Source organism: Rhizobium sp. AP16 (assembly GCF_000281735.1).
In the GTDB taxonomy this organism is placed as follows: domain Bacteria; phylum Pseudomonadota; class Alphaproteobacteria; order Rhizobiales; family Rhizobiaceae; genus Rhizobium; species Rhizobium rhizogenes.
The window spans coordinates 1-24,361 of record NZ_AJVM01000018.1 but is presented as its reverse complement, the minus strand read 5'-3'; the positions used below and the strand labels follow the sequence as shown (position 1 = coordinate 24,361).

At 61.2% G+C, this 24,361-nt stretch carries 26 protein-coding genes and 1 tRNA gene; 15 read left to right on the top strand and 12 right to left on the bottom strand.

The window, feature by feature from the left end:
• The first annotated feature begins 56 nt into the window (after positions 1-56).
• Positions 57-371, top strand: coding sequence for a hypothetical protein (locus PMI03_RS10210; protein ID WP_007692640.1), 315 nt, complete (start codon positions 57-59; stop codon positions 369-371).
• 68 nt (positions 372-439) lie between these two features.
• Here PMI03_RS10210 and PMI03_RS10205 read toward each other — a convergent pair whose 3' ends face one another.
• The 3 genes from PMI03_RS10205 to PMI03_RS10190 form a co-directional block, all read right to left on the bottom strand.
• Positions 440-1,300 (bottom strand): WcbI family polysaccharide biosynthesis putative acetyltransferase, encoded by an 861-nt coding sequence (locus PMI03_RS10205; protein WP_007692639.1) that lies wholly within the window; start codon positions 1,298-1,300, stop codon positions 440-442.
• Between the two features lie 441 nt (positions 1,301-1,741).
• Positions 1,742-1,828, bottom strand: a tRNA-Leu gene (locus PMI03_RS10195).
• Between the two features lie 92 nt (positions 1,829-1,920).
• Positions 1,921-3,342 (bottom strand): phosphomannomutase, encoded by a 1,422-nt coding sequence (locus PMI03_RS10190; RefSeq protein WP_174005634.1) that lies wholly within the window; start codon positions 3,340-3,342, stop codon positions 1,921-1,923.
• Positions 3,343-3,536: 194 nt separating this feature from the next.
• On the opposite strand from PMI03_RS10190, the gene PMI03_RS10185 reads away from it, so the two are divergent.
• Both PMI03_RS10185 and PMI03_RS31610 read left to right on the top strand, forming a co-directional pair.
• Complete coding sequence (locus tag PMI03_RS10185) at positions 3,537-3,965, top strand: BA14K family protein (RefSeq protein ID WP_007692631.1); 429 nt, start codon at positions 3,537-3,539, stop codon at positions 3,963-3,965.
• Between the two features lie 157 nt (positions 3,966-4,122).
• Complete coding sequence (locus PMI03_RS31610) at positions 4,123-4,263, top strand: hypothetical protein (RefSeq protein ID WP_007692629.1); 141 nt, start codon at positions 4,123-4,125, stop codon at positions 4,261-4,263.
• A 48-nt stretch (positions 4,264-4,311) separates the two neighbouring features.
• On the opposite strand, the gene PMI03_RS10180 is transcribed toward PMI03_RS31610, so the two are convergent.
• Positions 4,312-4,605, bottom strand: coding sequence for a SelT/SelW/SelH family protein (locus PMI03_RS10180; RefSeq protein ID WP_007692627.1), 294 nt, complete (start codon positions 4,603-4,605; stop codon positions 4,312-4,314).
• A 125-nt stretch (positions 4,606-4,730) separates the two neighbouring features.
• On the opposite strand from PMI03_RS10180, the gene PMI03_RS10175 reads away from it, so the two are divergent.
• On the top strand, positions 4,731-5,465 hold the full coding sequence (locus tag PMI03_RS10175; RefSeq protein ID WP_007692625.1) for a type 1 glutamine amidotransferase: 735 nt from the start codon (positions 4,731-4,733) through the stop codon (positions 5,463-5,465).
• A gap of 120 nt (positions 5,466-5,585) precedes the next feature.
• The gene (locus PMI03_RS10170; protein WP_007692624.1) at positions 5,586-6,041 is read left to right on the top strand and encodes a GFA family protein; all 456 of its coding nucleotides are present in this window, start codon (positions 5,586-5,588) and stop codon (positions 6,039-6,041) included.
• Positions 6,042-6,049: 8 nt separating this feature from the next.
• On the opposite strand, the gene lepA is transcribed toward PMI03_RS10170, so the two are convergent.
• Entirely contained in the window at positions 6,050-7,882 is a 1,833-nt protein-coding gene (gene lepA / locus PMI03_RS10165) for a translation elongation factor 4 (RefSeq protein ID WP_007692623.1), read from the bottom strand.
• Between the two features lie 175 nt (positions 7,883-8,057).
• On the opposite strand from lepA, the gene PMI03_RS10160 reads away from it, so the two are divergent.
• Together PMI03_RS10160 and PMI03_RS10155 are read left to right on the top strand one after the other, a co-directional pair.
• Positions 8,058-8,627, top strand: coding sequence for a helix-turn-helix domain-containing protein (locus PMI03_RS10160; RefSeq protein WP_012650810.1), 570 nt, complete (start codon positions 8,058-8,060; stop codon positions 8,625-8,627).
• A 15-nt stretch (positions 8,628-8,642) separates the two neighbouring features.
• Positions 8,643-9,164: a GNAT family N-acetyltransferase gene (locus tag PMI03_RS10155; RefSeq protein ID WP_007692621.1), complete on the top strand. Its 522-nt coding sequence runs from the start codon at positions 8,643-8,645 to the stop codon at positions 9,162-9,164.
• 3 nt (positions 9,165-9,167) lie between these two features.
• Here PMI03_RS10155 and PMI03_RS10150 read toward each other — a convergent pair whose 3' ends face one another.
• Positions 9,168-9,773: an HAD family hydrolase gene (locus tag PMI03_RS10150; protein WP_007692620.1), complete on the bottom strand. Its 606-nt coding sequence runs from the start codon at positions 9,771-9,773 to the stop codon at positions 9,168-9,170.
• Between the two features lie 151 nt (positions 9,774-9,924).
• Here PMI03_RS10150 and PMI03_RS10145 point away from each other — a divergent pair, with 151 nt between their 5' ends.
• Together PMI03_RS10145 and PMI03_RS10140 are read left to right on the top strand one after the other, a co-directional pair.
• Positions 9,925-10,950, top strand: a complete 1,026-nt coding sequence (locus PMI03_RS10145; RefSeq protein ID WP_007692619.1) for a histone deacetylase family protein — start codon at positions 9,925-9,927, stop codon at positions 10,948-10,950.
• A 96-nt stretch (positions 10,951-11,046) separates the two neighbouring features.
• Positions 11,047-11,961, top strand: a complete 915-nt coding sequence (locus PMI03_RS10140; protein ID WP_007692618.1) for a DMT family transporter — start codon at positions 11,047-11,049, stop codon at positions 11,959-11,961.
• 3 nt (positions 11,962-11,964) lie between these two features.
• Here PMI03_RS10140 and PMI03_RS10135 read toward each other — a convergent pair whose 3' ends face one another.
• A complete protein-coding gene (locus PMI03_RS10135) occupies positions 11,965-12,429 on the bottom strand; it encodes a group III truncated hemoglobin (RefSeq protein ID WP_007692617.1) in 465 nt (154 codons plus the stop codon).
• Between the two features lie 252 nt (positions 12,430-12,681).
• Here PMI03_RS10135 and mbfA point away from each other — a divergent pair, with 252 nt between their 5' ends.
• Entirely contained in the window at positions 12,682-13,665 is a 984-nt protein-coding gene (mbfA, locus tag PMI03_RS10130; protein WP_007692616.1) for an iron exporter MbfA, read from the top strand.
• A gap of 83 nt (positions 13,666-13,748) precedes the next feature.
• On the opposite strand, the gene PMI03_RS10125 is transcribed toward mbfA, so the two are convergent.
• A complete protein-coding gene (locus PMI03_RS10125) occupies positions 13,749-14,348 on the bottom strand; it encodes a transglutaminase-like cysteine peptidase (protein ID WP_007692615.1) in 600 nt (199 codons plus the stop codon).
• A 236-nt stretch (positions 14,349-14,584) separates the two neighbouring features.
• The gene (locus PMI03_RS10120) at positions 14,585-15,397 is read right to left on the bottom strand and encodes a carboxylesterase (protein WP_007692613.1); all 813 of its coding nucleotides are present in this window, start codon (positions 15,395-15,397) and stop codon (positions 14,585-14,587) included.
• A gap of 278 nt (positions 15,398-15,675) precedes the next feature.
• Between PMI03_RS10120 and infC the strand changes: the two genes are divergently transcribed.
• From infC to pheT, 5 genes are all read left to right on the top strand, one after another.
• Complete coding sequence (gene infC / locus PMI03_RS10115; RefSeq protein ID WP_174005636.1) at positions 15,676-16,212, top strand: translation initiation factor IF-3; 537 nt, start codon at positions 15,676-15,678, stop codon at positions 16,210-16,212.
• Between the two features lie 321 nt (positions 16,213-16,533).
• Positions 16,534-16,737: a 50S ribosomal protein L35 gene (rpmI, locus tag PMI03_RS10110; protein WP_003544621.1), complete on the top strand. Its 204-nt coding sequence runs from the start codon at positions 16,534-16,536 to the stop codon at positions 16,735-16,737.
• A 37-nt stretch (positions 16,738-16,774) separates the two neighbouring features.
• Positions 16,775-17,179: a 50S ribosomal protein L20 gene (gene rplT / locus PMI03_RS10105; protein ID WP_007692608.1), complete on the top strand. Its 405-nt coding sequence runs from the start codon at positions 16,775-16,777 to the stop codon at positions 17,177-17,179.
• A 328-nt stretch (positions 17,180-17,507) separates the two neighbouring features.
• The gene (gene pheS, locus PMI03_RS10095) at positions 17,508-18,590 is read left to right on the top strand and encodes a phenylalanine--tRNA ligase subunit alpha (protein WP_007692600.1); all 1,083 of its coding nucleotides are present in this window, start codon (positions 17,508-17,510) and stop codon (positions 18,588-18,590) included.
• A gap of 15 nt (positions 18,591-18,605) precedes the next feature.
• Positions 18,606-21,029, top strand: coding sequence for a phenylalanine--tRNA ligase subunit beta (pheT, locus tag PMI03_RS10090; RefSeq protein WP_007692598.1), 2,424 nt, complete (start codon positions 18,606-18,608; stop codon positions 21,027-21,029).
• 270 nt (positions 21,030-21,299) lie between these two features.
• Here the strand turns inward: pheT and PMI03_RS10085 are convergent, their stop codons facing one another.
• The 3 genes from PMI03_RS10085 to PMI03_RS10075 form a co-directional block, all read right to left on the bottom strand.
• On the bottom strand, positions 21,300-21,659 hold the full coding sequence (locus PMI03_RS10085; RefSeq protein WP_007692596.1) for a nuclear transport factor 2 family protein: 360 nt from the start codon (positions 21,657-21,659) through the stop codon (positions 21,300-21,302).
• A gap of 93 nt (positions 21,660-21,752) precedes the next feature.
• Positions 21,753-23,840, bottom strand: coding sequence for a penicillin-binding protein 1C (pbpC, locus tag PMI03_RS10080; protein ID WP_007692593.1), 2,088 nt, complete (start codon positions 23,838-23,840; stop codon positions 21,753-21,755).
• A 9-nt stretch (positions 23,841-23,849) separates the two neighbouring features.
• Positions 23,850-24,361, bottom strand: a 512-nt coding sequence (locus PMI03_RS10075) for a hypothetical protein (RefSeq protein WP_007692591.1), incomplete at its 5' end; no start/stop codon positions are given.

The window sequence follows — 24,361 nt, the reverse complement described above, 5'->3', positions numbered from 1 at the left end:
CATAATAATAGGGTGCTTCTGATAGCGAAGTCTATGACTGAGAAGAGGAATCCCCCATGAAGAAGATTATACTGGTTGCGGCATTTGGGCTGTGCGCCTCGAGCGCGATGGCGATATCGCGCTATGATACCCAGGCCATGAGTTGCGCGGCCGTACACGACAAGGTCGCCCAGGAAGGTGAGGTCGTGCTGCAGCATCCCTCCAGCACCGTCAGCAACCTGACGGTCTATGATCGCTATGTGTCGAACTCGGCGGCCTGCGTGAACCGCGGCATCCCGACGAAGGTGTCGGTGCCGACGTCGGACGACCCGAGCTGCAAAGTGTTGCTTTGCGCGCCGGCCACGGGCAAGGGGCATAACCGCAAGGGCTGATATCGGATTTTATCCTTGGGATCGCCGTTGAGGCGATCCCAAGGAAGCAAGCGGGCAGACGGGTGCCGTTATCCGACCGCCTCGGCGATTACGGCCTTCACCTGCGCATATCGGCCACGAACCGATTTCTCGATATGGAGCGTGCCAGTGGGAAAGCGCGAATAGCTGGCGAAGCTGAGATCGATGAATGTCTCCAGCGAGATGAGACGATAATCATTGTGCATCTTGAAGAAGTAGGATCCCCGCGCGCCGAATGTTTCGGCAATTTCCGGATAGACCGGATAGCACGGCCCCTTGAGAAGATTGTCCATTGGCACGATGCCACCTTCGAACGTCTGAACGCCGAGGCGCTTCATGAAGGCGCGCGCAATATCATAGACGCAATGAATCTTCGGATGGTTCACCGAATACATGAAGGAATCGCCGCGAGACCAGTTCCGGAACGCGGATGAGATATCCAGCCCATGCTGCGCGAAATTGTTGATAAGATCCGTACGCTCTTCTTCCCAGCGCGTCAGGAAGCCGCATCGTTCAAACACATCCCGCCGAAATAGTTTGCGGGTCGCTTCTGCGGACAATCCGGCCTCATAAGCGGCCAATACGATCATTGAGTGATACGCGCTCATCGGCCCATCGAGCGGGCCGCCGCTTTCCGAAAAAGCATAGCAGACGTCGGGGTGATAAGCGTCGAACTCTATCGAGGGAATGATGTCGAGATTGCGCGCGGCCGTGAAATCGAAATCCATGGTCTGGAAATACGGATGGATGATCACCCTGAAATAGTCGGGCAAGGTTGCCCGGTATTTTTCGATACCATGCTGGAACGCATAGACATCAACCGCCTCGATATGAAACTTCGGATTGAGCAAATTCAGGGAATTCGCAAGCCCAAACGTTTGGCAGTTCGACAGCAGGAGCCATGTCTCCATCTAATCCGTCCTAAGATTTTGTTTTAAATAAACTTTCCTGCGCTGTGAGGCCGATTTCTTACATCGGTAAGGCCAGCGCGAGGAAGAGGCGTATAGATGTCACGCGCAACTATGTTTTTGCGACCTTGGCCTGTCTATATGAATAGCGTCACGGATGGGCAATTCGCGGCACGGGGGCGCCACCGGCGCCAACGGCCATAGGAATGATGTGCCAGACATGGAATGGCTGATGGGGGATGCGGAGGCCGATGGACGTCCTTGCATCGATGGATGGCGCAGCTGCCTGGGCAATTTCGCGCCCGCAAACCTAGCGGCTGGCGGGGAAAGTTATATCGAAGCCGTTCGGGGAAATATCATCGACATCCGTCTGGCCCCCGAGGGGGAACTTATCTGACAAAAATCGATGAAAGAACCAACGAAATCAACGTTGGAAAAATGGAATGGTGCCCAGAAGAGGACTCGAACCTCCACACCCTTTCGGGTACCAGCACCTGAAGCTGGCGCGTCTACCAATTCCGCCATCTGGGCGACGGACACGCATGTAAGGGGGTGGCTCTCCGGTGTCAACAGGGTTTTTGAAGTTTTCGTGTCAAACTGGAAAAAAGCGGTTGAAGCCCGGCCTATGCCCGGGCTTTCGCCCAGGCGCGGATGAGGCCAAGTCCCTGTTCCAGCAAGGCCTTTGCTTCGTTTTCTCCCGCTGCTTCGACATAGCAGCGCATTTCCGGGGCATTTCCGGAGGGCCGGAAATGAATGATGCGGCCATCGGAGAGCGTCACCCGCAGTCCGTCGATATCGCTCTTCGACGCAACACCTGAGACCGGCGCCAGGAAGCTTGCGAGATTCGCATCCGAGGCGCGTAGATAGGCCATCAAAGCGGCGCTGGTTTCGACCGGAAAATTCTCCAGCCGGTCGGCAGCGGCGAAGGGCAGACGGTAGCCGCCGGCAACGGCCGAGAGCGGCTGTCCGGCGAGCGCGGCGGCGTACAGCGTCGCAAGGATCGGAAGGAAGCCGTCGCGTGTCGGCAGGGGCTGTACCGGCTCGCCTTCGATGATGAAGCGGCTGGCCGTCAGCGTGCCGCCATTCGCCTCGAAGCCCATGACATTGGTCTTGCCGGCCGCCAGCGCCTCGTCCATGCCGGCGATGACGTAGGGCGAGCCGACGCGGGTGCGGGTGACCGAATAGGTGCCCGCGGCCTCGATGCCGGAATTGGAGGTGACCGGCGTCACCACCACCTCCGCGCCGAGGAAGTTTGCGGCGATAAGGCCAAGCAGGTCGCCGCGCAGAGGCTCGCCGGTCTCATCCGCCAGAAGCGGCCGGTCGCCATCGCCATCGGCCGAGACGATCGCATCCAGCCCGTGCTCCGGCGCCCAGCCCTTCAGCAGGCGGATGGTTTCAGCAGAGACCGCTTCGGTATCGACGGGAATGAAGCTTTCGGAGCGGCCGAGCGGCACGACGCGCGCGCCATAATGCGCAAGCACCAGACCAAGCAGGTCGCGCGCCACCGTGCTGTGCTGATAGACGCCGATCGTAAGGCCCTTGAGGCTGTCGGCGGGCAGGAGGGCGATATTGCGTTCGAAGTAGAGTGCTTCGGTCTGCGCCGAGCGATCTTCGCCGGTTCCGGGTGTCTCGTCCAGGTTCGCGTCGCCGATCGCCGCGGCTTCCGCACTGATCGCCAGTTCGTCCTGCTTGTCGATTTCGCCGTCCGGGCGATAGAATTTGATGCCGTTGCGGTCGGCCGGAATATGCGAGCCGGTGATCATCAGCGACGCGGCCTTGAGCTCCAGCCCGTAAAGCGCCAGCGCCGGCGTCGGCAGCGTGCCGCAATCGACCGGCGTGAAGCCGGCACGCTTCAGCGCGCCAATGCAAGTGGCCGAGATCGATGGGCTGGAATCGCGGAAATCCCGACCGACAAGGATGAGATCGCCGGGCTGTGCCTGGCCGCTTTTCAGCAGATGGCGGGCAAAGGCTGTGGCATAGAGAGCCGACGCCCGTCCCACGAGATCCACTGACAGGCCGCGAAGGCCGCTGGTGCCGAATTTCAAGCTGCTCACGCGCAATCTCCTCGTAATCTTTGCGCTTCTTATGAAACATGCCGGGAAAAGGATCAACTGATCGATGATGGCCAAATGCCTGCCATCGCGGCACTGGTTTTGTCCGGGGCGAGAACCCAAATACAAAGACGAGCCGTTGAAGAGGCGACGTTGCGTCGCCGAGATCGACAGTACGGGAGCCCGTCATGACTGTTTTCGCCAAAATCGCCTATGGTTGCGCTCTTGGCCTCGCCTTGTTGTCACCCCTGGATGTCAGCCATGCGGCCTCGAAAAACCCGACGATCGTCATCCCGCCCCGCGCTAATGGATCTGTCCTTTGCGACTATCGCGGCTGTTTCGGTTTCGGGCGGCAGCAATGGTATCGCCGCCCCGGCCAGCCAATCCCCAATCCGCCGCCGGCTCTCGGCGGCAGGAATCGTTATGACAATCCCGGGATCGTCATCCCTCCGCGCAACAACTATGTCCCACCGAAGACCAATTATCGTGCGCCTGTCGATAATAGCACCCGCCATCGGGTGTGGTGTGCCGACCGCTATCGGACCTATAATCCGGGGACGAACCTCTACACCACGCTCCACAATGGTTTTCAGGCCTGCCGCTCGCCCTATCAATGATCGAGCTTGGCCGGCCGGCGATTTCAACGCCGGTTCGCGTCTTTTGCCGACGTCTGCAGATGAAAGCGAAAATAAATCGCTTGCTTTTGGCGCGACTTAGGCGGTCCGTAAGATGTCATCGCTTCCATGTGGTCGCGATCCAAACAAGGAGCCTGAAATGGCAAAGGGTCAAGTAAGAGGAAATCGCGAAACGCGAAAACCCAAGAAGGACAAGACAGCCGAAGCTCCAAAGCCGCAGCCGGGCTTTGCCGTCAAACAGGCTGGAACCCCGATGGGCTTCGGCAAGAAAGACAAATAACGAGACGGAGGCGCGCCTATCCGGGCTGCGCCTCCTCCAAAATATCTGTCAGCTCTCCAGCGATGCGCGGTCCGTATGGCCGAGATCGCGATCGGGATCGATGACATCGCGCACCCGCTGCTTCAGCTCCTTCGGTCCCGGAAAGCCGCCGTCGCGCTTGCGCTCCCACAGCAATTCGCCGTCGATACGGATTTCGAAGACGCCGCCGGTGCCTGGCAGTAGCGCCACTTCGCCCAGGCTGTCGGTGAACGTCTGCAGCAGCTCCTGCGCCATCCAGCCGGACCGCAGCAGCCAGTTGCATTGGGTGCAATAGAGAATGGTGATCCGCGGCTTGTCGCTCATCGTCGGCTTCCTTGTTGTCTCCTGACATTTAGGCGCAGCTTCGGCCGGCCGCAAGCACCCCGCTCTTGCGCCATCGATCCGCTCATGGTCATCTTCGCCAGGGGCAATTTTCGGGAATCTCGGGAATGCGGGTCGCAATCATTGAGAATATGAAGAACACGCCGATTGGCGCCCTTGGCATGGCGCTGAAGGAGGTAGGGGCGGAGCTTGAATGGTTCCGGGCATGGGACGGCGAGAGGCTTCCACAGGATGTGACGTCGCATGATGCGCTCGTCGTACTCGGCGGCGAACAGAATGCCCGCGATGACGAGACGCATCCCTATCTGCCGGAGCTGGCGCAGCTGATGCGCCGGTTTGAGGAGGCCGACAAGGCCGTGCTCGGCATCTGCCTCGGCAGCCAGATCCTGGCGCGCGCCTATGAGGCCGAAAATCTCATCGGTGCCGCCCGCGAATTCGGCTGGAAGACGGTCGGCGTCACCGAGGAGGGCAAGGCTGATCCGCTTCTAGCGAGTGTCGGCGACGAATTCACCATCTTCGAATGGCATTCCGACACGTTCACGCTGCCCGCCTGCGCCGTGCGGCTTGCCACCAACGATATCGCCCGCAACCAGGCTTACCGCATCGGCCGTGCCACCTACGGCACGCAGTTCCATTTCGAGGCCAATGCCGATGTGGTCGAAGGTTGGCGGAAGGATTTCAAGGAGACGATCGAACGCATCGAGCCTGGCTGGCAGGAGCGCTTTCCCGAGATCGCTGCGCAGCATGCGGCGGCGGCCGAGACGGCCGGGCTGGTGATCGCGCGGGCCTGGGTGAGGATGATTGGCGTAGCGGTGGAGCAGCGCGAGGAGGTAGCGCTCTGACGAACGGAAGCTGCCGGAGTTGATATTAAGCGGCCGCGCCGGGAGGCGTCGGCTCGACACTAGGCTGCCCGGCATCAGATCTTAGCGAAACGAGGATCAAGAACCGGAGGAGACCAACCTATGACCCAGCCAGAATTACCCTGGGAAGGCGGATGCCGTTGCGGGCAGGTGCGGCTGAAGGTCAGCGCCAGGCCGCTGCTCGCCATGGCCTGCCATTGCACCGGCTGCCAGCGCATGTCCTCCAGCGCCTATTCGCTCAGCATCGCCATTCCGAGCGACGGTTTCGAAGTCACGCAAGGCGAGCCCGTCATCGGCGGGATGCGCGACGAAAAGCTGAAGCATTATTTCTGCCCAAGCTGCATGAGTTGGATGTTCACCCGCTTGGAGGGGCTCGACTGGTTCGTCAATCTGCGCCCGACCATGCTCGACGACGCCAGCTGGTTCACGCCTTTCGTCGAGACCTGGACAAGCGAAAAGCTTCCCTGGGCTGCGACTCCGGCTAAGCATAGCTATGCGGCACTGCCGGCGATGGAGGATTTCGAGGTGCTGACGAAGGAGTATATGGGGCAGGGGTGAGGCGAGCCTCACTCATCCCCCATCTTCAGCGCTGCAATAAACGCTTCCTGCGGGATTTCGACCTTGCCGAACTGCCGCATGCGCTTCTTGCCTTCCTTCTGCTTGTCCAGCAGCTTGCGCTTGCGCGAGGCGTCGCCGCCATAGCACTTGGCGGTCACGTCCTTGCGCAGCGCCTTCACCGTCTCGCGGGCGATGATGCGCCCGCCGATGGCGGCCTGAATCGGGATCTGGAACATGTGCTGCGGGATCAGGTCCTTCAGCTTCTCGCACATGACGCGGCCGCGCTTTTCCGCCGCCGAGCGGTGGACCAGCATGGACAGCGCGTCGACCGGCTCGGCATTGACGAGGATCGACATCTTGACGAGATCACTGTCGCGGTAATCCGTGAGATTATAGTCGAAGGAAGCGTAGCCCTTGGAGATCGACTTCAGCCGGTCGTAGAAATCGAAGACGACTTCGTTGAGCGGCAGGTCGTAGGTGATCATCGCACGGTTGCCGACATAGGTCAGCTCGGTCTGGACGCCGCGCCGGTCCTGGCAGAGCTTCAGGATCGAGCCGAGATATTCGTCCGGCGTCAGGATCGTCGCCTTGATCCATGGTTCGCGGAATTCGGCGATCTTGACGACATCGGGCATGTCGGCCGGGTTGTGCAGCTCGATCTCGGTGCCGTCGGTCATGGTCAGCTGATAGACGACCGAGGGAGCCGTCGCGATCAGGTCGAGATTGAATTCGCGTTCCAGGCGCTCCTGGATGATTTCCAGATGCAGCAGGCCGAGGAAGCCGCAGCGGAAGCCGAAGCCGAGAGCGGCGGATGATTCCATTTCGAAGGAGAAGCTGGCGTCGTTGAGGCGCAGCTTGCCCATGGCCGAGCGCAGATCCTCGAAATCGGCGGCATCGACCGGGAACAGGCCGCAGAAGACGACCGGCTGAGCCGGCTTGAAGCCCGGCAGTGCCTGGGCGGTCGGGCGCTTGTCCTCGGTGATGGTGTCGCCGACGCGGGTGTCGGCCACTTCCTTGATCGAGGCGGTAATGAAGCCGATCTCGCCGGGGCCGAGGCTTTCGACGGTGAGCATTTTCGGCGTGAGAACACCGACGCGCTCGACCTGGTACTTCACGTCCGTGCCCATCATGCGGATGGTCTGGCCCTTGGTCATGACGCCGTCGATGATGCGAACGAGAACCATGACGCCGAGATAGGTGTCGTACCAGCTGTCGACCAGCAGCGCCTTCAGCGGTGCCTTTTCGCCACCGGGGCTCTTCGGCGCCGGCAGCTTATGCACGATGGCTTCGAGAACATCGGGGATGCCGAGACCGGTCTTGGCCGAAATCAGCACGGCCTCGGAGGCGTCGATGCCGATGACCTCTTCGATCTGGTCCTTGATGCGGTCGGGTTCGGCGGCAGGCAGGTCGATCTTGTTGAGGACGGTGACGATCTCGTGGTTGTTGTCGATCGCCTGATAGACGTTGGCGAGCGTCTGCGCTTCCACGCCTTGGCTGGCGTCGACCACCAGCAGCGAACCTTCGCAGGCCGATAGCGAGCGCGAGACTTCATAGGCGAAGTCGACGTGGCCGGGCGTGTCGATCAGGTTGAGGATATAGGTCTCGCCATTGTTGGCCTTGTAGTGCAGACGCACGGTCTGGGCCTTGATGGTGATGCCGCGCTCGCGCTCGATCTCCATATTGTCCAGCACCTGTTCGGACATCTCGCGTTCAGCAAGGCCGCCCGTCGTCTGGATCAGACGATCGGCCAGCGTCGATTTGCCGTGGTCGATATGGGCCACGATGGAGAAGTTGCGGATGTGCGAAAGCGGAGTGGTGGAATTGGTGCTCATGCGCGCCATATAGCAGCGCCGCCCCGCGCCGCAAAGCGGAAAAGCAGGGTTTTGTTAGGGATATCCGCATGGCCGCAGGCATTTGGGGTTGCCGTCACAATCGGTGGCATAATCCGGCTTGATTCCATCATTGGATCATGTATTTCTCTTATAGTAGAAATTCGATGCAAGTGATGTGCTGATGATGGATGACGATCTGGAAATCGCGATTGGCGCGCGCATCAAGCAGTTGCGCATCGCCCGCGGAATGACCCTGGACGAGCTGGCAAATGCCTCTGCCGTCAGCCGGGCGATGATCTCGCGCATCGAGCGCGCTGAGGCGAGCCCGACGGCTTCGCTGCTTGCTCGGCTGTGCGCCGCACTCGGCCTGTCGCTCTCGAGCTTTTTCGCCGAGGAGGAAGAGGACGTTTCGCCTCTGGCCCGGAGCGACGCCCAGCCGATCTGGCGCGACCCGGAAACGGGATATGTCCGCCGCGCGGTCTCGCCGGCCGGCACGCAATCACCCGTCGATCTCGTCGAGGTCACCTTTCCCGCCGGCGCCCGCGTCAGCTTTCCGCCGAATGCCGCCAGCCGGGGCATGAGCCAGCATGTCTGGCTGTTCGAAGGCGAAATGGAAATTACGGTCGGCGAGGCCGTGCATCGCCTCATGCCCGGCGACTGCCTGTTCATGGGCATCGGCGATGGTCACGTCTTCCACAATCCCGGCGACGAGCCGGCGCGCTATTGCGTCGTCCTTGATCGCCCCAGGTCATAATCCAAGGATAATTTCATGCCCGATATCCGTCTTCTCTCTGCTTCAGAAGCTCGCACTGTTTCCGCCGAACTCTGCGAGGTGCTTGCCGATTGCGTCAATGGCGGTGCTTCCGTCGGCTTCATGCAGCCCTATGGGCCTGATGATGCCGCGCCCTATTGGCGGGGGGTGGCCGACAGTGTCGAGGCTGGTGCGACCCTGCTGCTCGTCGCCGTCATCGAGGGCAAGGTGGTCGGCACCGTGCAGATCGGCGCGGCGCAGATGCCGAACCAACCGCATCGCGGCGATCTGAAGAAATTGCTGGTGCATCGGTCCGCTCGCGGCAAGGGCCTTGCCCGCCTGCTGATGGAGGCAGCGGAGCGCGAGGCGGCCAAGCACGGCAAAACCCTGCTGGTGCTCGACACGGCAACCGGCAGCGACGCCGAAGCCATCTATCCCCGCCTCGGCTGGGAGCGCGCCGGCGTCATCCCCGATTATGCCCTGTGGCCGCAGGGCGGGTTCTGCGACACGACGCTCTTCTACAAGCGGATCGTTGTGTAAGTTTCAGCGTGAAAACGCGGCAAGGGCGTCTTCCAATCTCGCGCCTGGCGCCCAATGCATCGCCTTCCAGCCGAATTGCCGCGCTGCTTCTATGTTGGCGGGATAATCGTCGATGAAGGCGATTTCGCTGGCGTCGATGCCGACGCGCTCCGTTGCCAGCCGGAAGAATTCCGGAGCCGGTTTCTGGTATCCGAGCATGGCGGAATAGAAAATCCCGTCGAAATGGGAGGAGAGCCCGAGATTCTCCATCAGATACGCCGCGCGCCGATGTTCCTGATTGGTCGCCAGGAACATCGGGATGCCCGTTGCCCGCAAAGCGGCGAGATCGGCAAGAAGCGCCCGATCCAGCCGGGAATCGTTTTCGAACCAATAGTCGATCAATGCTGTGGCGCTAAGTCCGGGTGCGATCTTCGACAAGACGCTGGCGAGCCGGGGTTCCAGGTCCTCACGGCCTGTGACGATGTTGCCCCAGTGGGTCTGGAAGAATTCCCTCTGGATCAGCTCGCGACTAAGGCCGAGATCGCGTTCCAGATCGGTGAAAAGGTGCAGGCCATCACTGGGCCTGCCATGAACCAGTACGCCGTCGACATCGACCATCAGGACTTTCATGCTGCGCGACTCTCCCAATTGACGCAAAGGCAGGAGGAAGGTGCCGTCGTTTCCCGTCGCGTTCAAGGGCGCAGGCCGCTCTTTTTTCCTGACTGCGATCCATGTAAGCCTTGGGGCTATCCAGTAAACTTCGCAGGCGAGGGGGCCGATCATGCGTGTCATTTATTCGGAAGATCACAAGCTGAGGGACGCCAAGACCGAGCTGCATGACGGCCAGCTGGTGACGCCCTTCGAAGCGCCGTTCCGCGCCGAATGGATTCTGGCGGCGGTGAAGGAAGCGGATTTTGTCGATGTCGTGGCGCCCGAGGCACATGGGCTGGAGACGGCGCGCAAGGTGCATGATCCCGCCTATCTCGATTTTTTGGGCACGGTCTGGGAGCGTTGGGTCGCGGCCGGTTACAAGGGCGAGGCGATCGCCAACTCCTTTCCGGTGCGCCGCACCAGCCAGCGCGTGCCGGAAAACATCGTCGGCATGATCGGTCATTATGCCAATGCCGCCGATACCTCAATCAGCAAGGGCTCTTATGAGGCGGCGATCGCCTCGATGCGCTGTGCCCTGACGGGTGCCGATTGGCTGCATGCCGGCAATCGCTTCGCCTTCGCGCTCTGCCGCCCGCCCGGTCATCACGCCGGCTTTGATCTCTTCGGCGGCTATTGCTTCATCAATAATGCCGCCGTCGCGGCGCAGCGCCTGCGCGATCACGGCGCGAAGAAGGTGGCCGTGCTCGACGTCGACTTCCATCATGGCAACGGCACGCAGGACATCTTTTATCAGCGCGGCGACGTCTTTACCGCTTCGCTACATGGCGACCCCATCCACGCCTTTCCCTATTTCCTCGGCCATGCTGATGAGGAGGGCGAAGGCGAAGGGCTGGGTGCCAACCGCAATTATCCGATGCTGCGCGGCACGTCCTGGACTGTCTGGTCGGAAGCGCTTGTTGATGCACTCACCCGCATCAAGGCGTTTGGCGCGGAAGCGATCGTGCTGTCGCTCGGCGTCGACACTTTCGAACGCGATCCGATCTCCTTTTTCAAGCTGACCTCGGAGGATTTCATCCGCATCGGCAAGCTTGTCGCCGGCGCCGGCCTGCCGGTTCTCACCTGCATGGAGGGCGGCTATGGCGTGCCGGAGATTGGCCTGAATGTCGCCAATGTGTTGAAGGGCCTGGAAGCCTGATACGCTCCTATCAGGGCGACTGATCCAACCGATGAAAAGTTTGAATTTGCGCCTCCATCGCTTGCCGTCTACAAGCCGCGCAGGACGGGAGCGACCATGGACCAGAAGATGATCGAGAGCGGCACGGATGGTGGCGCGGTGCTGATGCCGCATCCCGATGTGCCGGCGTCTTCGGGTGGTGTTGGTGCTGGCGTCCTCATGTGCCTGCTGTCGATGTGCTGCATCCAGTTCGGCGCGGCGCTGTCGTCCTCCGCCATTGCCACCTACGGACCGGCCGGGGCGACATGGCTCCGCTTGTCTTTCGCTGCGGTCGTTCTGGCGATCATCGTCCGGCCGAAGGTCATGCGCTACAGCCGCGCGCAGTGGCTCGGTGCGCTGACACTCGGTACCGTGTCGGCGCTGATGACGCTGTCCTTCTTCTCGGCGATCGAGCGCATCCCCTTGGGCCTCGCCGTTGCCATCGATTTCCTCGGGCCACTGCTGGTGGCAACTCTCGGCTTTGGTTTAAGCCGCCAGCTTGCCTGGCCGCTGATTGCCGCTATCGGCGTGCTCCTGCTCGCCTATGATGGCGAGGGGTGGGTCGGCAATCTCTCGGGCATATTATTTGCCTGTGGCGCGGGCACCGGCTGGGCCTGCTATATCCTGCTGACGAAGAAGGTCGGCAGCGTTTTTAGCGGCTTCGAGGGTCTCTCGATGTCGCTGATCATCGCCGCCATCGTCGCGACACCCTTCGGCTTTGCCTCCGCCGTTCCGCATTTGACCGGCTATGGTTTCATTGAAATGGCGGGTTTGGCACTGCTCGTGCCGCTTCTGCCTTATGCGCTGGAAATGGTGGCGCTGCGGCGCATGCCGACATCCTCCTTCGGCATTCTCATGAGCCTGGAACCGGCGATCGGTGCTGTCGCCGGCTTCGTCATCCTGACGCAGCCGCTGACCCCCTCGCAGATGTTCGGTACGGGACTTGTCGTCGCCGCCAGCATCGGCGCGACGGTCTTTGCTGCGAGAGCCTGAGGTTTACGGCTTCTTCGCCGGATCATCCACCGCCGGATTGTAGAACAGCGACAAGGTCAGGCTCTTGGCGATGCGCTCGGCCGTTGCCATGAACCAGACCTTGGCTTCGTCCGTCGGGGCTATATCGTCGAGCGTCTGGGAAAACAGCACCAGCCATTCTGGAAACAGATCGGGCGCGATGCCCTGGACGCCGAGATGGGCCTGTACCGGCTTGCCGCCATAGGCGCCATTCTTGAAGGCGACGGAGGACCAGAAGCGTTTCATCTTGTCCATATGGTCCGGCCAGCGCCCGGCCAGGCGGCCGTCGAAGACCGGGCCGAGCCGGGGATGCGTTTGGATGCGGCCGTAGAACGTATCGACCAGCCGGTCGATGAAGGCCGCGTCGATGCCGATGCGCGTCATCTCGGCCTCCGCCCTTTCGCGGATGCCGGCCAGATGGGCGGCACGGCCCTGTAGGTCATTGTCCATGTCATGCTCCTGGCCCCGTCGCACGCAAGTTTTTTCTGCGGCACTGGGCTTGTGTCGGCTCCTATGTACGCCATTTCCCTGCGCAACCAAGTGTCTCATGCTGCCGTCGCAATAATCTGGCAAAGTCACCACGCCCGTTTCGCTGTCAGCTCGCCTTAAAACGGCATCTCCTGCTTCGGGATCATGCCTTTGCGCTTGACCCATGCACTCAGCCACTTTAGAATTAGAATAATTCTAAAGATGGAGATTTTGATGTTGCTCGGTTTCTTCCGCTCGCCGAAGCGTTCCTTTGCCTCTTTGTCCGAACAGGAAATTCTCGCCGTCGCCATTGCTGCTGAAGAGGACGATGCGCGCATCTTTCTTGCATATGCCGATACCCTAAGAGCCCAGTATCCCGACTCCGCCAAGGTGTTCGAGGATATGGCCGAGGTCGAGGACACCCATCGCAAGACGCTGATCGACATGCACCGCCGGCGTTTCGGCGAGCGCATCCCGCTGATCCGGCGCGAGCATGTCAGCGGTTTCTACGATCGCAAGCCGGATTGGCTGCGCAAGAACCTGTCGCTCGACGCTATTCGCCAGGAGGCGGAAGCGATGGAGCAGCAGGCCTATAATTTCTATGTCGAGGCGGCCAAGCAGGTCTCGGATGCATCGACGCGCCAGCTTCTGGGCGATCTCGCTCTTGCGGAGCAGGGGCACGAGGAAGTCGCCCGCATGCTGGGCGACAAGCACACGCCGCAATCGGTCAAGCAGGAAGAAGACGCCAGCGCCCACCGCCAGTTCGTGCTGACCTATGTGCAGCCGGGCCTTGCCGGGCTGATGGATGGCTCCGTCTCGACGCTGGCGCCGATCTTCGCGGCCGCCTTTGCGACGCAAAACACATGGCAAACCTTCCTCGTCGGCCTGTCGGCTTCCGTCGGCGCCGGCATTTCCATGGGCTTTACGGAAGCTGCCCATGACGACGGCAAGATTTCCGGCCGCGGTTCGCCGATCAAGCGCGGCCTTGCCTGCGGCATCATGACGGCGCTCGGCGGCCTCGGCCACGCGTTGCCCTATCTCATTCCGCATTTCTGGATGGCAACCGTCATCGCCGCCATCGTCGTCTTCTTCGAGCTCTGGGTGATCGCCTTCATCCAGAACAAATATATGGAGACGCCGTTCCTGCGCGCCGCCTTCCAGGTCGTCGTCGGTGGTTCGCTGGTGCTGGCGGCGGGCATATTGATCGGAAATGCCTGAGGCCGGACGGCAAGCGCGATTGGAAAAGCAAAGGGCCGGCAGAAGTGCCGGCCCTTTTTATATGGGTTTGGTTTTCGCGGGCCTTATTTGACCGAGCCGACCAGAACGTCGGTGCCGTTCTCGATGGTGACCCAGCGGCCTGCATTGAAGCTCGCCTGGCGCTTCAGGTAGGAATAGGGGGTCTTGTACCAGACCTTCACCTCATCCTCGAGATTGTCGAGAATGTAGTCGCCCTGCTTGGTGCGCAGCGTCAGCACGGCATGGCCTTCGCCATCCGGCTTGCGAACGACGGTCATCAGGAGGTTGGCGGCGGAAACGCCCTTCTGCATGAGAAGCTTGCGCTTCAGGAGAGCGAAATCCTCGCAGTCACCTGCGGTCTTCGGATATTCCCAATATTCTTCCTGGCCGTAGACTTCCATGTCAGTGGCAGGCGTGATGGTCTTGTTGACGCGCAGGTTCACCTGATTGACCAGCGCCCAGGTGTCGGCGTTGAGGTCGACCGGGCCGGTGTTGCGGGTCGGGCCGCACTCGTCGGTGTGGCGCTCGCAAAATTCATAGTGACCGATAGGCTGGGAGGTGACGTTGCCGATAGCCATCGACGCGGTCTTCTGCGGGGCCGGCATGGCCGACGACGACATGGCAACTATAGCCGCAAAGGCAACGAATACGCCCTTAATACGCACGCCCACTATCCTTGTATCGTCCCTGCATTTGTTAACAAATTGTTAATGTAGGGGGGTGCGTAAAGTCAATCGTTACTTAAGTGTTAACGGCGGAACCCGGCCATATGGTTAATTTCAGCACAATCAAAGGGATAGTTGCCACAATTGAATGCTTCTTGTGATTATCGAGATGTCGCGCGAATCCGGCTCGGCGAGCGGGCTGCTCGCCGATTTTGATCATCTCTATCTATCTGTTTTTATGGAAGATTATTCAGCGCCAGGGTCTCTACTGCGACCAGCATGCGCTCGATATCCTGCGGCCGGGACAGGCGATGATCGCCGTCGCGCACAAGTGTTAACACCACGTCGTCGGCCGGCAGGTGCTCGACCAGTTTTAAGGAATGGGCGAAGGGCACATCCTCGTCCTGCATGCCTTGCAGGATATGGACCGGGCAACCGGTCTCGACGATGCCGGTCAGAACGCGATTGGTACGGCCGTCCTCGATGAGGGCGCGCGTGAAGATATTCGGCTCGGAACTATACTCCGAAGGCTCCTTGAAATAGCCGCGCTCGGCCAGCGATCTGCGCTCGGTGTCGGAAAGGTTCGGCTCGATGAGATCGATGGTGAAATCCGGGGCGGGGGCGATCAGCACCAGGCCGTGGATGACGGGCGCCTTCTTTTGCTTGCGCAACTCCTGGATCAGCCTGAGCGCGATCCAGCCGCCCATCGATGAGCCAACAAGGACGATGCGCTTCGGCTTGGTGTGGTCGATGACGGCGAGCGCCTCTTCCAGCCAGCGCGAGATCGTCCCGTCGGTGAACTTGCCGCCGGAGCGGCCATGGCCCGAATAGTCGAAGCGGATGCAGCCGAGCCCGAGCCGTTCGGCGAGCGCATCGAGTTCCAGCGCCTTGGTGCCGCTCATGTCGGAGCGATAGCCGGAGAGCCAGACGAAGGTGGCACCCTTCGCGCCCTTCCGGGCTGCGCGTTGCTGTATGGCGATCTGCCGCTGATCGTCGCCGGCGCCAACGGAAAGGAAGGTCGGCTCAAGGCTGGCTAGTGCTTCGGACATCAAGAAACTCCCGGAATTTTCCGCTCCTTAAAGCAGATTCGCGCGCATGTGGCCCCAAAAATTCTCTCGATCTTTGCAGGCATCCTGTGCTATCCGAGCTTATTACTGTGTCCTTTGCGCATCTTGAGACTGCGCGGCATAGTAATGACGCGCGGGAGGTGCTTTTTTCCTGGCGCCATGCTATTGACTTCAACACAGCTTTTACGACATTTCCGTCAGTTGCGCCGACGGGAGCGAGAAGCTGCAGCTATCCGTAACAATTCGTGGAGAATACGACCATTCGCAGACCCTTTAAAACTGATGCGCCCGTGAAGGATGGGCCGCGTTCCAACAGGGAAATTCGCGTTTCCAAAGTTCAGCTTATTGCTGCTGACGGCCAGAATTTGGGCGTCGTCCCGACCGACGAGGCGTTGAGAATGGCAGAGGAGGCCGGTCTCGATCTCGTTGAGATTTCCCCCAATGCTGAAGCGCCTGTGTGCAAGATTCTCGATCTGGGCAAGCTGAAATACGCAAACCAGAAGAAGGCGGCCGAGGCACGCAAGAAGCAGAAGATCGTCGAAGTCAAAGAAATCAAGATGCGCCCGAACATCGACACCCATGACTATGAGGTGAAGATGAAGGCGATTGGCCGTTTCTTCGAAGAAGGCGACAAAGTGAAAGTGACCTTGAAGTTCCGTGGCCGTGAAATGGCCCACCAGGAACTCGGCATGAAGCTTCTCCAGCAGGTCAAGGAAGACACGGTTGAGATCGCCAAGGTCGAAGCCGAGCCCAAGCTCGAAGGCCGCCAGATGATGATGGTGCTTGCGCCAAAGTAAGGCGCGGGCAGAGTTTAGAGGTCGGAGCCGTCCATTGGGCGGCTTTTTCCTTTTTATGCCCTGGGGTTGATGCCTGTCATCGATCTGCAAAGATTCACGCGTCTCGCCCGTTGCACTCTAAGGCAACTGCGGTTATAAGCGCGCGTCCGAACTGACCGGCAGGGCATGCCGTGGCAGTTCAGAATGCTGGTGGGATGGTTCATCACCGTATCCACCGTTCAACAACAAACGCTCCGGCACCTTGTCGCAGCCCGGCCCAGCCGGATCTGTGGGAAGGGCTTTTTAACAAAGCGCGCCAGGAAGCATCGAAGGAGTAGCAAAATGCCCAAGATGAAGACGAAGTCCTCTGCCAAGAAGCGGTTCAAGATCACCGCGACCGGCAAGGTCAAGGCAGCCGCTGCTGGCAAGCGCCACGGCATGATCAAGCGTAGCAACAAGTTCATTCGCGATGCCCGCGGTACCATGGTTCTCGCAGAACCGGATGGTCGTAAGGTTATCAAGAATTACTTGCCGAACGGTCTCTAAGACTATTCGTAACGCTATAGACTAAGGAGATCATGAAATGGCACGCGTAAAAAGAGGCGTAACCTCGCACGCCAAGCATAAGAAGGTTCTGAAGCAGGCTCGTGGATTCTACGGCCGCCGCAAGAACACCATCCGGACCGCCAAGGCCGCTGTCGATCGTTCCAAGCAGTACGCTTATCGCGACCGCAAGGTTAACAAGCGCAATTTCCGCGCTCTCTGGATCCAGCGTATCAACGCTGCCGTCCGCGAACACGGCCTGACCTATGGCCGCTTCATCGACGGCCTGACCAAGGCTGGCATCGAAGTCGACCGCAAGGTTCTGTCCGACATGGCAATCCATGAGACGGAAGCTTTCGGCGCGCTCGTCGCCGCCTCGAAGAAGGCTCTGGAATACCTCAAGGACGCCGGTACGAAGAACGAGTTCGAAGCAGCCGTTAACTAACGCCGCTTCGCACGTCTTTCGTAAATTCATTATGAAACCCGCGCTGGCGAAACCGGCGCGGGTTTTGTGTTTTGCAGCATATGCTTTCCATCGTGTCAGGCGGTCCTGTCGGGCGGAACCCCGGAAAACGGATCGTGCATCGGGCGGCAAGTGCCAAGCACCGCTTTCTTGGCGGCTTTTTGTCATTTGCCCGGTTGATTGGCCGCTTGCACATGGGTAGTGATCTGCAGCGCCTCATCGTTGCCACAAGCTTTATGATGCATGCGTTCATCCATTATTCCGCGGACTGAGCGGCGTTCCAAGCCCGCCGCCCGCAAGGCAGGACCAGATGACGGAACTCGTAACACTTGAAACCCAACTCATGGCCGAGGTGGCCGCGGCGACCGACGAGCAGTCGATCGAAGCCGTGAGGGTCGCCGCGCTCGGCAAGAAGGGCTCGGTTTCGGAACTGCTGAAGACGCTGGGCTCGATGTCGCCGGAAGAGCGGCAGACACGCGGTGCTGCGATCAACGCGCTGAAGAACTCCGTCACCGACGCCATCAACGCCCGCAAGGGCGCGTTGAAGGATGCCGCCATCGATGCGAAGCTGAAGGCGGAGACGGTAGACGTCAGCCTGCCGGTGCGTTCTTCTCCGGCTGAACGCGGCCGCATCCATCCGATCAGCCAGATCGTCGATGAGATCACCGCGATCTTCGGCGATATGGGCTTCTCGATTGCCGAAGGCCCTGATGTCGAGACCGATTATTATAATTTCACGGCGCTGAACTTCCCCGAAGGGCACCCGGCCCGCGAGATGCACGACACCTTCTTTTTCCAGCCGGACGAGAAGGGGGAGCGCAAGGTGCTGCGCACGCACACCTCGCCGGTGCAGATCCGCACCATGGAAGCGCAAAAGCCGCCGATCCGTATCATCATTCCCGGCAAGACCTACCGCCAGGATAGTGACGCCACGCATTCGCCGATGTTCCATCAGGTCGAGGGCCTCGTCATCGACAAGACGGCGAACGTCGCGAATATCCGCTGGGTGCTGGAAGAATTCTGCAAGACCTTCTTCGAGGTCGACAATGTGACGATGCGCTTCCGCCCGTCCTTCTTCCCGTTCACCGAGCCCTCCTTCGAGGTCGATATCCAGTGTGACCGTTCCGGCCCGATCGTCAAGTTCGGCGAGGGCACCGACTGGATGGAAATCCTCGGCTGCGGCATGGTGCATCCGAACGTGCTGCGCCATGGCGGCCTCGATCCGGATGAATATCAGGGCTTTGCCTGGGGCATGGGCCTCGACCGCATCGCCATGCTGAAATACGGCATGCCGGACCTGCGCGACTTCTTCAACGCCGACGTCCGCTGGATGAACCATTACGGCTTCCGCCCGCTCGACATGCCGACGCTGTTCGGCGGTTTGAGCGCGTAAGCAAGGATCGATGACATGAAATTCACACTCTCCTGGCTGAAAGAGCACCTGGAAACAGACGCCACGCTCGATGAGATCTGCGCCCGCCTGACGATGATCGGGCTGGAGGTCGAAGATGTCGACGACAAGGCGGCCTTCAAGCCCTTCGTCATTGCCAAGGTTCTGTCCGCCGAAAAGCATCCGCAGGCCGATCGCCTGAAGGTGCTGATGGTCGATACCGGCGCCGGCAAGCCGATCCAGGTTGTCTGCGGCGCGCCGAATGCGCGTGCCGGCCTCGTCGGCGCGTTTGCCGCGCCCGGCACCTATGTTCCCGGCATCGACGTGACGCTGGCGGTCGGCAACATCCGTGGCGTCGAAAGTCATGGCATGATGTGCTCCGAAAAGGAGCTGGAAATCTCCGACAGTCATGACGGCATCATCGATCTGCCGGAAAACGCACCCGTCGGCACCAGCTTCGCCGCTTATGCGGGCCTTGATGATCCGATGATCGAGATCAACCTGACGCCGAACCGTCCGGACTGCACCGGCGTCTACGGCATCGCCCGTGATCTCGCTGCCTCCGGTCTCGGGACGCTTAAGCCACGCGCCGTTCCTTCCTTCGCTGTCGAGGGCGAGACGCCGACGGACGTGAAGATCGAGCTTGACGATGTCAGGCTCTGCCCCGGTTTCGCGCTGCGCCTTGTGCGCGGCGTCAAGAACGGCCCGAGCCCGAAGTGGATGCAGCAGCGGCTACAGGCGATCGGCCTTCGCCCGATCAACGCACTGGTCGACATTACCAATTACATGACCTTCGATCAGGGTCGGCCGATGCACGTCTTCGACGCGGCCAAGGTCAAGGGCAACCTTGTCGTTCGCCGCGCCAAGGACGGCGAGACCGTGCTGGCGCTCGATCAACGCGAATACAAGCTCGGCCCGAACAATGTCATCATCGCCGATGACAACGGCATCGAGTCGATCGGCGGCATCATGGGTGGCGAGCATTCCGGCTGTGATGAAAACACCGTCGACGTACTGATCGAATCCGCCCTCTGGGATCCGATGAACATCGCCAAGAGCGGCCGTGGCCTCGGCATCATCACCGATGCCCGCTACCGTTTCGAACGCGGCGTCGATCCGGAATATATGGTCCCCGGCCTCGAGCGCACCACCGAGCTGGTGCTCGCGTGCTGCGGCGGCACGGCCGCCAAGGCCAAGGTCGAAGGCTATAAGGGTTATGACGCCAAGATCGTCGATTTCCCCTTCTCCGAAGTCAAGCGCCTGACCGGGCTCGACGTCTCGACGGAAGAGGGCAAGTCGATCCTGACGAAACTCGGCTTCTCGGTTTCGGGCTCCGGCGAGCGCGTCTCCGTCGCCGTTCCGCCATGGCGCTCCGATGTCGACGGCAAGGCCGATCTGGTCGAAGAGATCATGCGTATCCACGGCGTCGACAACATCAAGCCGCAGCCGCTCGCCAGCCACAATGTCGTCAACGGCAAGATCCTGACGGTGTTGCAGATCCGCACCCGCACGGCCAAGCGCGCGCTCGCCTCGCGCGGCATGCTGGAAGCCGTCACCTGGTCGTTCATCTCGGAAGATCAGGCCAAGCTCTTCGGCGGTGGATCGAACGCGCTGAAGCTTGCCAACCCGATTGCTGCCGATATGTCCGACATGCGCCCGTCGCTGCTGCCGGGCCTGCTCTCGGCCGCGCAGCGCAATGCCGACAAGGGCTATGGCGACGTCGCGATCTTCGAAGTCTCCGGCACTTATGAAAACGACCGGCCGGAAGGCCAGCGCCGCGTTGCCGGCGGTATCCGTCGCGGCACGGCGACGCTCGCCGGCGCCGGCCGTATGTGGTCGAACGCCGCCAAGGGCGGCGGCAAGCCGGTCGATGTCTTCGACGCCAAGGCCGATGCGCTGGCGGTGCTCGAAGCCTGCGGCCTGCCGATGGGCAATATCCAGATCGAGCAGGGCGGTCCCGCCTGGTATCATCCGGGCCGCTCCGGCACGATCAAGGTGGGTCCGAAGGTCGTGCTCGGCTATTTCGGCGAATTCCATCCGAAGACGCTGGAAGCGCTCGACGTTACCGGTGCACTGGCCGGCTTCGAAGTCTACATCGACGCCATGCCGGAACCGAAAAAGAAGGCGACACGCACCAAGCCTGCGCTGGAGCTCTCGCCCTTCCAGGCCGTCAAGCGCGACTTCGCCTTCGTGGTCGACAAGTCGGTGGAAGCCGGCGCCATCATCCGCGCCGCCACCGGTGCCGACCGCAAGCTGATCACCGGCGTCAACGTCTTCGATATTTTCGAGGGCGCCTCGCTCGGCGAGAATAAGAAGTCGATCGCCATCGAAGTCCAGATCCAGCCGGCCGAGCGCACGCTCACCGACGAGGATTTCGAGGCACTGACGCAGAAGATCGTCGCCAATGTCACTAAGACGACGGGTGGTGTTTTGCGGGGGTGAGACGTCTTATCCGTGATTGTTGAGTTCGCGGAGGGTGCGGCACCCCCCTCTGTCACTTTCGTGACATCTCCCCCATAAGGGGGGAGATCGGTGACTCGCGGCGCTCTCTTGTCTTAAGCCGACATCGTATCTGTTGAAACTGCAGTTTGTTGGTTTGAAAAAAAACGAGCGGCGTACTTCCAATGATCTCCCCCCTTGTGGGGGAGATGTCACGAAGTGACAGAGGGGGGTATAGAGGTGCGGCATAGACGGCGCTTCCGCGATTTTCCCTCACCGATGTAAATGATAGACCTTGTTGACGACGCTCCAGCGCCCGTCGATTTTCACCAGTGACAGATAGTCCGAAAACCGCATCCCGGCGAATTCGTCGACGACCTTGACGCTTGCCGCATCGCCCTCGATGTCGATCAGTTCGATCTCCATCAGCGGTATTGTGCCGGGCGGGGCACTGCCTTCTTCCACGATGGCCGCGATGAATTCGTCGCGGGTCATCCATTCCACCGCGCCTTGATAATTGCCGATGATCGCCGCGCGTGGATGCAGCGCCTTGCGCAGCGCCGGCTCATTCGCGAATGCCATGCCATCGACATAGAGATGAACAACCGCGCGGATTGCCTGCTCTTCCGACATCTCGTCATTCCTCGCTTGAGTATCCGGTAAATTAGCACAGACGTCCCCGACTGGCAAAAGAAGGGCGGCATGATCGCGAGGATGTGACGAGTGCTATTCCACGAAGACCCGCACGCTGGCGGCGCGGCCGGCGGCGTCGATGACGGTCAGCGTTGAATAGCCGGCGCCGTCGGGCACCCATTGGTTGGTGCGGCGGCGGGAAAGATCGGGCAGCGGCTTGCCGTTGGCGAGCCAGCGGAACGGCGCACGTCCGCCCTGCAGCTTCAGCGCCAGCGGCATGATCGAACTGGCGTCGCCATTGGCGCCGAGATCGACGCGCGCGCCCTCCGGCGGATAGACGATCTGCGGGGCCGGCTCGCGGGTCGAGGCCGACAGCAGGCCGGCCGCGGTGACGGAAAAGCGCCGCTGACTGATCGGCAGTTGGGTCGCGGAAATACGCACGGCGCCCATGGGGGGTGAGGGGAAGGGTGTGATGGCCACACCCGATTTGGCGAAGGCCTCGAACAGGATGGGTGCCGCCGAAACGTAACCCGCCAGTCCCGGTACCGCGCCATTGTCCGGCCGACCGACCCAGACGCCGAGCACATGCGCCCCGTCATAACCGATCGACCAGGCGTCGCGATTGCCGTAGCTGGTGCCGGTCTTGTAGGCGATGCCGAGCTGCTTGCTGCCGCGCGGTGCAATGATATCGGACAGAATGTCGGTAATGTTCCAGGCCGCCACCGGCTCCATAAGCGGCTGGCCCTCGATCGGCCCTGGCTGGTCCTGAATGCCATCGCCGATCCGCATCGGCTTGCCGCGATTGGCGAGCCCCACATAGAGCTGTACCAGATCCTTGAGCGTGATACCGGCGCCGCCAAGGCCGATGGCAAGGCCCGGTGCCTCATTCGGCGGCAGTACCGGCTTCACCTCGGCGCGGCGGAAGCGCACCAGCAGCCGCGTCGGCCCGACGGCGTCAAGCAGGCGCACGGCCGGCACGTTCAGCGATAGTTGCAGCGCCTCGCGCACGCTGACGTCGCCCTGGTAGGTCATGTCGAAATTGCGCGGACGGTAGCCGTAGAAATCGGCGGGACGGTCCTCGATGATGGTTTCCTGGGCGACATATCCTTCTTCGAAGGCAAGGCCATAGATGAAGGGTTTTAGCGTCGAGCCGGGGGAGCGCAGCACGCGGGTCATGTCGATCCAGCCGGAGCGGCTGGAATCGAAATAATTGGCCGAGCCGACCTCGCCGACGATATCGCCGGTTTGGACGTCGGCCATCACCATCGCAACCGAGACCTTCGGCCCAAGCCGTCTCGCGGCCTCATCGGCGACGGCTTCCAGGCCCTGCTGGATATCCCGGCGCAGTGTCGTGTGATGCTGGATAACGCCCGGCTGCTTGCGCAGCGCCATCTCGGCCAGATGCGCCGCATAGGCCGGCAATTGCCGACGCTTGGCCGGCACCGGAACGAGGGCTGCCCGCTCCGCCTCGCCGTCACCGACGACATCGACAACCGCCGCGCGGGCGAGCACGCGCTTGCGGGCAGTTTCGGCACTGGCGAGATTGCGGTCGGGGCGGCGCCTTTCCGGCAATTGCGGCAGGGCAACCAGCAGGGCCGCCTGGGCGATGCTCAACTGCCGGGGCTCCTTGCCAAAATAGGCGAGGCTTGCGGCACGCACGCCCTCCAGATTGCCGCCATAGGGCGCATGCGTCAGGTAGAGGTCGAGGATCTGTTCCTTGCTGAGTCGTCGCTCGATCTGGATGGCGCGGGCGATCTGCAGCAGCTTGGCCGTCACCGATCGCTCGCTGCGCGGCTCGATCAGGCGCGCCACCTGCATCGATAATGTTGATCCGCCGGAAACGATGCGACCATGGGTGACGAGCTGGAGGAAGGCGCGGCCGAACGCCATCGGATCGACGCCGTGATGGTCGTAGAAACGCCGGTCTTCATAGGCGACCAGCATGCGCAGGAATTGCGGATCGACATCGCCGACATCGGTCTTCAGCCGCCAGCGCCCCTCAGGTGTAGCAAAGGCGCGCAGCAGGTTGCCATTGGCGTCGAGCACCTCGGACGAGACGACGCCGGCTCTGTCCAGCGGCGGCGGAAAGGCGCGGTCTGCGGCGACAAGGCCAAAAGCCAGCACCGCCACCGAGAGGGTCGCCGCACCAAGACCGATCGCAATTTTCCACCGCGCCTTCATGACCTCTTCTTACTGCTGCTGCGCCGCCTGAACCTCCATGCGGCCCATCGCCGTGCGGGCCGAGAACTGCGGACGATACATGTCCTCGACGCTTGCGGCCGGATGGTCGTAGGTGCCGGGGGTAACGGCGCGCACGACATAGGCAAGGCTCAGATCGCGGCTGCCCCATGACTCGTCGAAGGCAGCGACGAAACGGTCGTTGCGGAATTCGACATGGGCCGGCTGCACCTCGCTCAGCCAATCGAAGTTCGATAGCTGCGCGCTGTTGACGATGCTCGGATTGTCGATCTCGAAGCCGGCGGGCAGGAGGTCGGTCACGAGAATGCGCGAGGTCCAGCTATTGGCTCCCGTAATATGCAGCACCACGACGTAGCGCTCGTTCTGCTGCGCCTGTGTGACATTCGCCTCCTCGCCGTCGAGCGTGTAATATTTGCGCTCGATGGTGAAGCCGTTGCCGCCGGCCGGCAGCGGCGATACCGGGGCCGCGACCGTGGTCACGGCGGCAGCCAATGGCTGGGGGG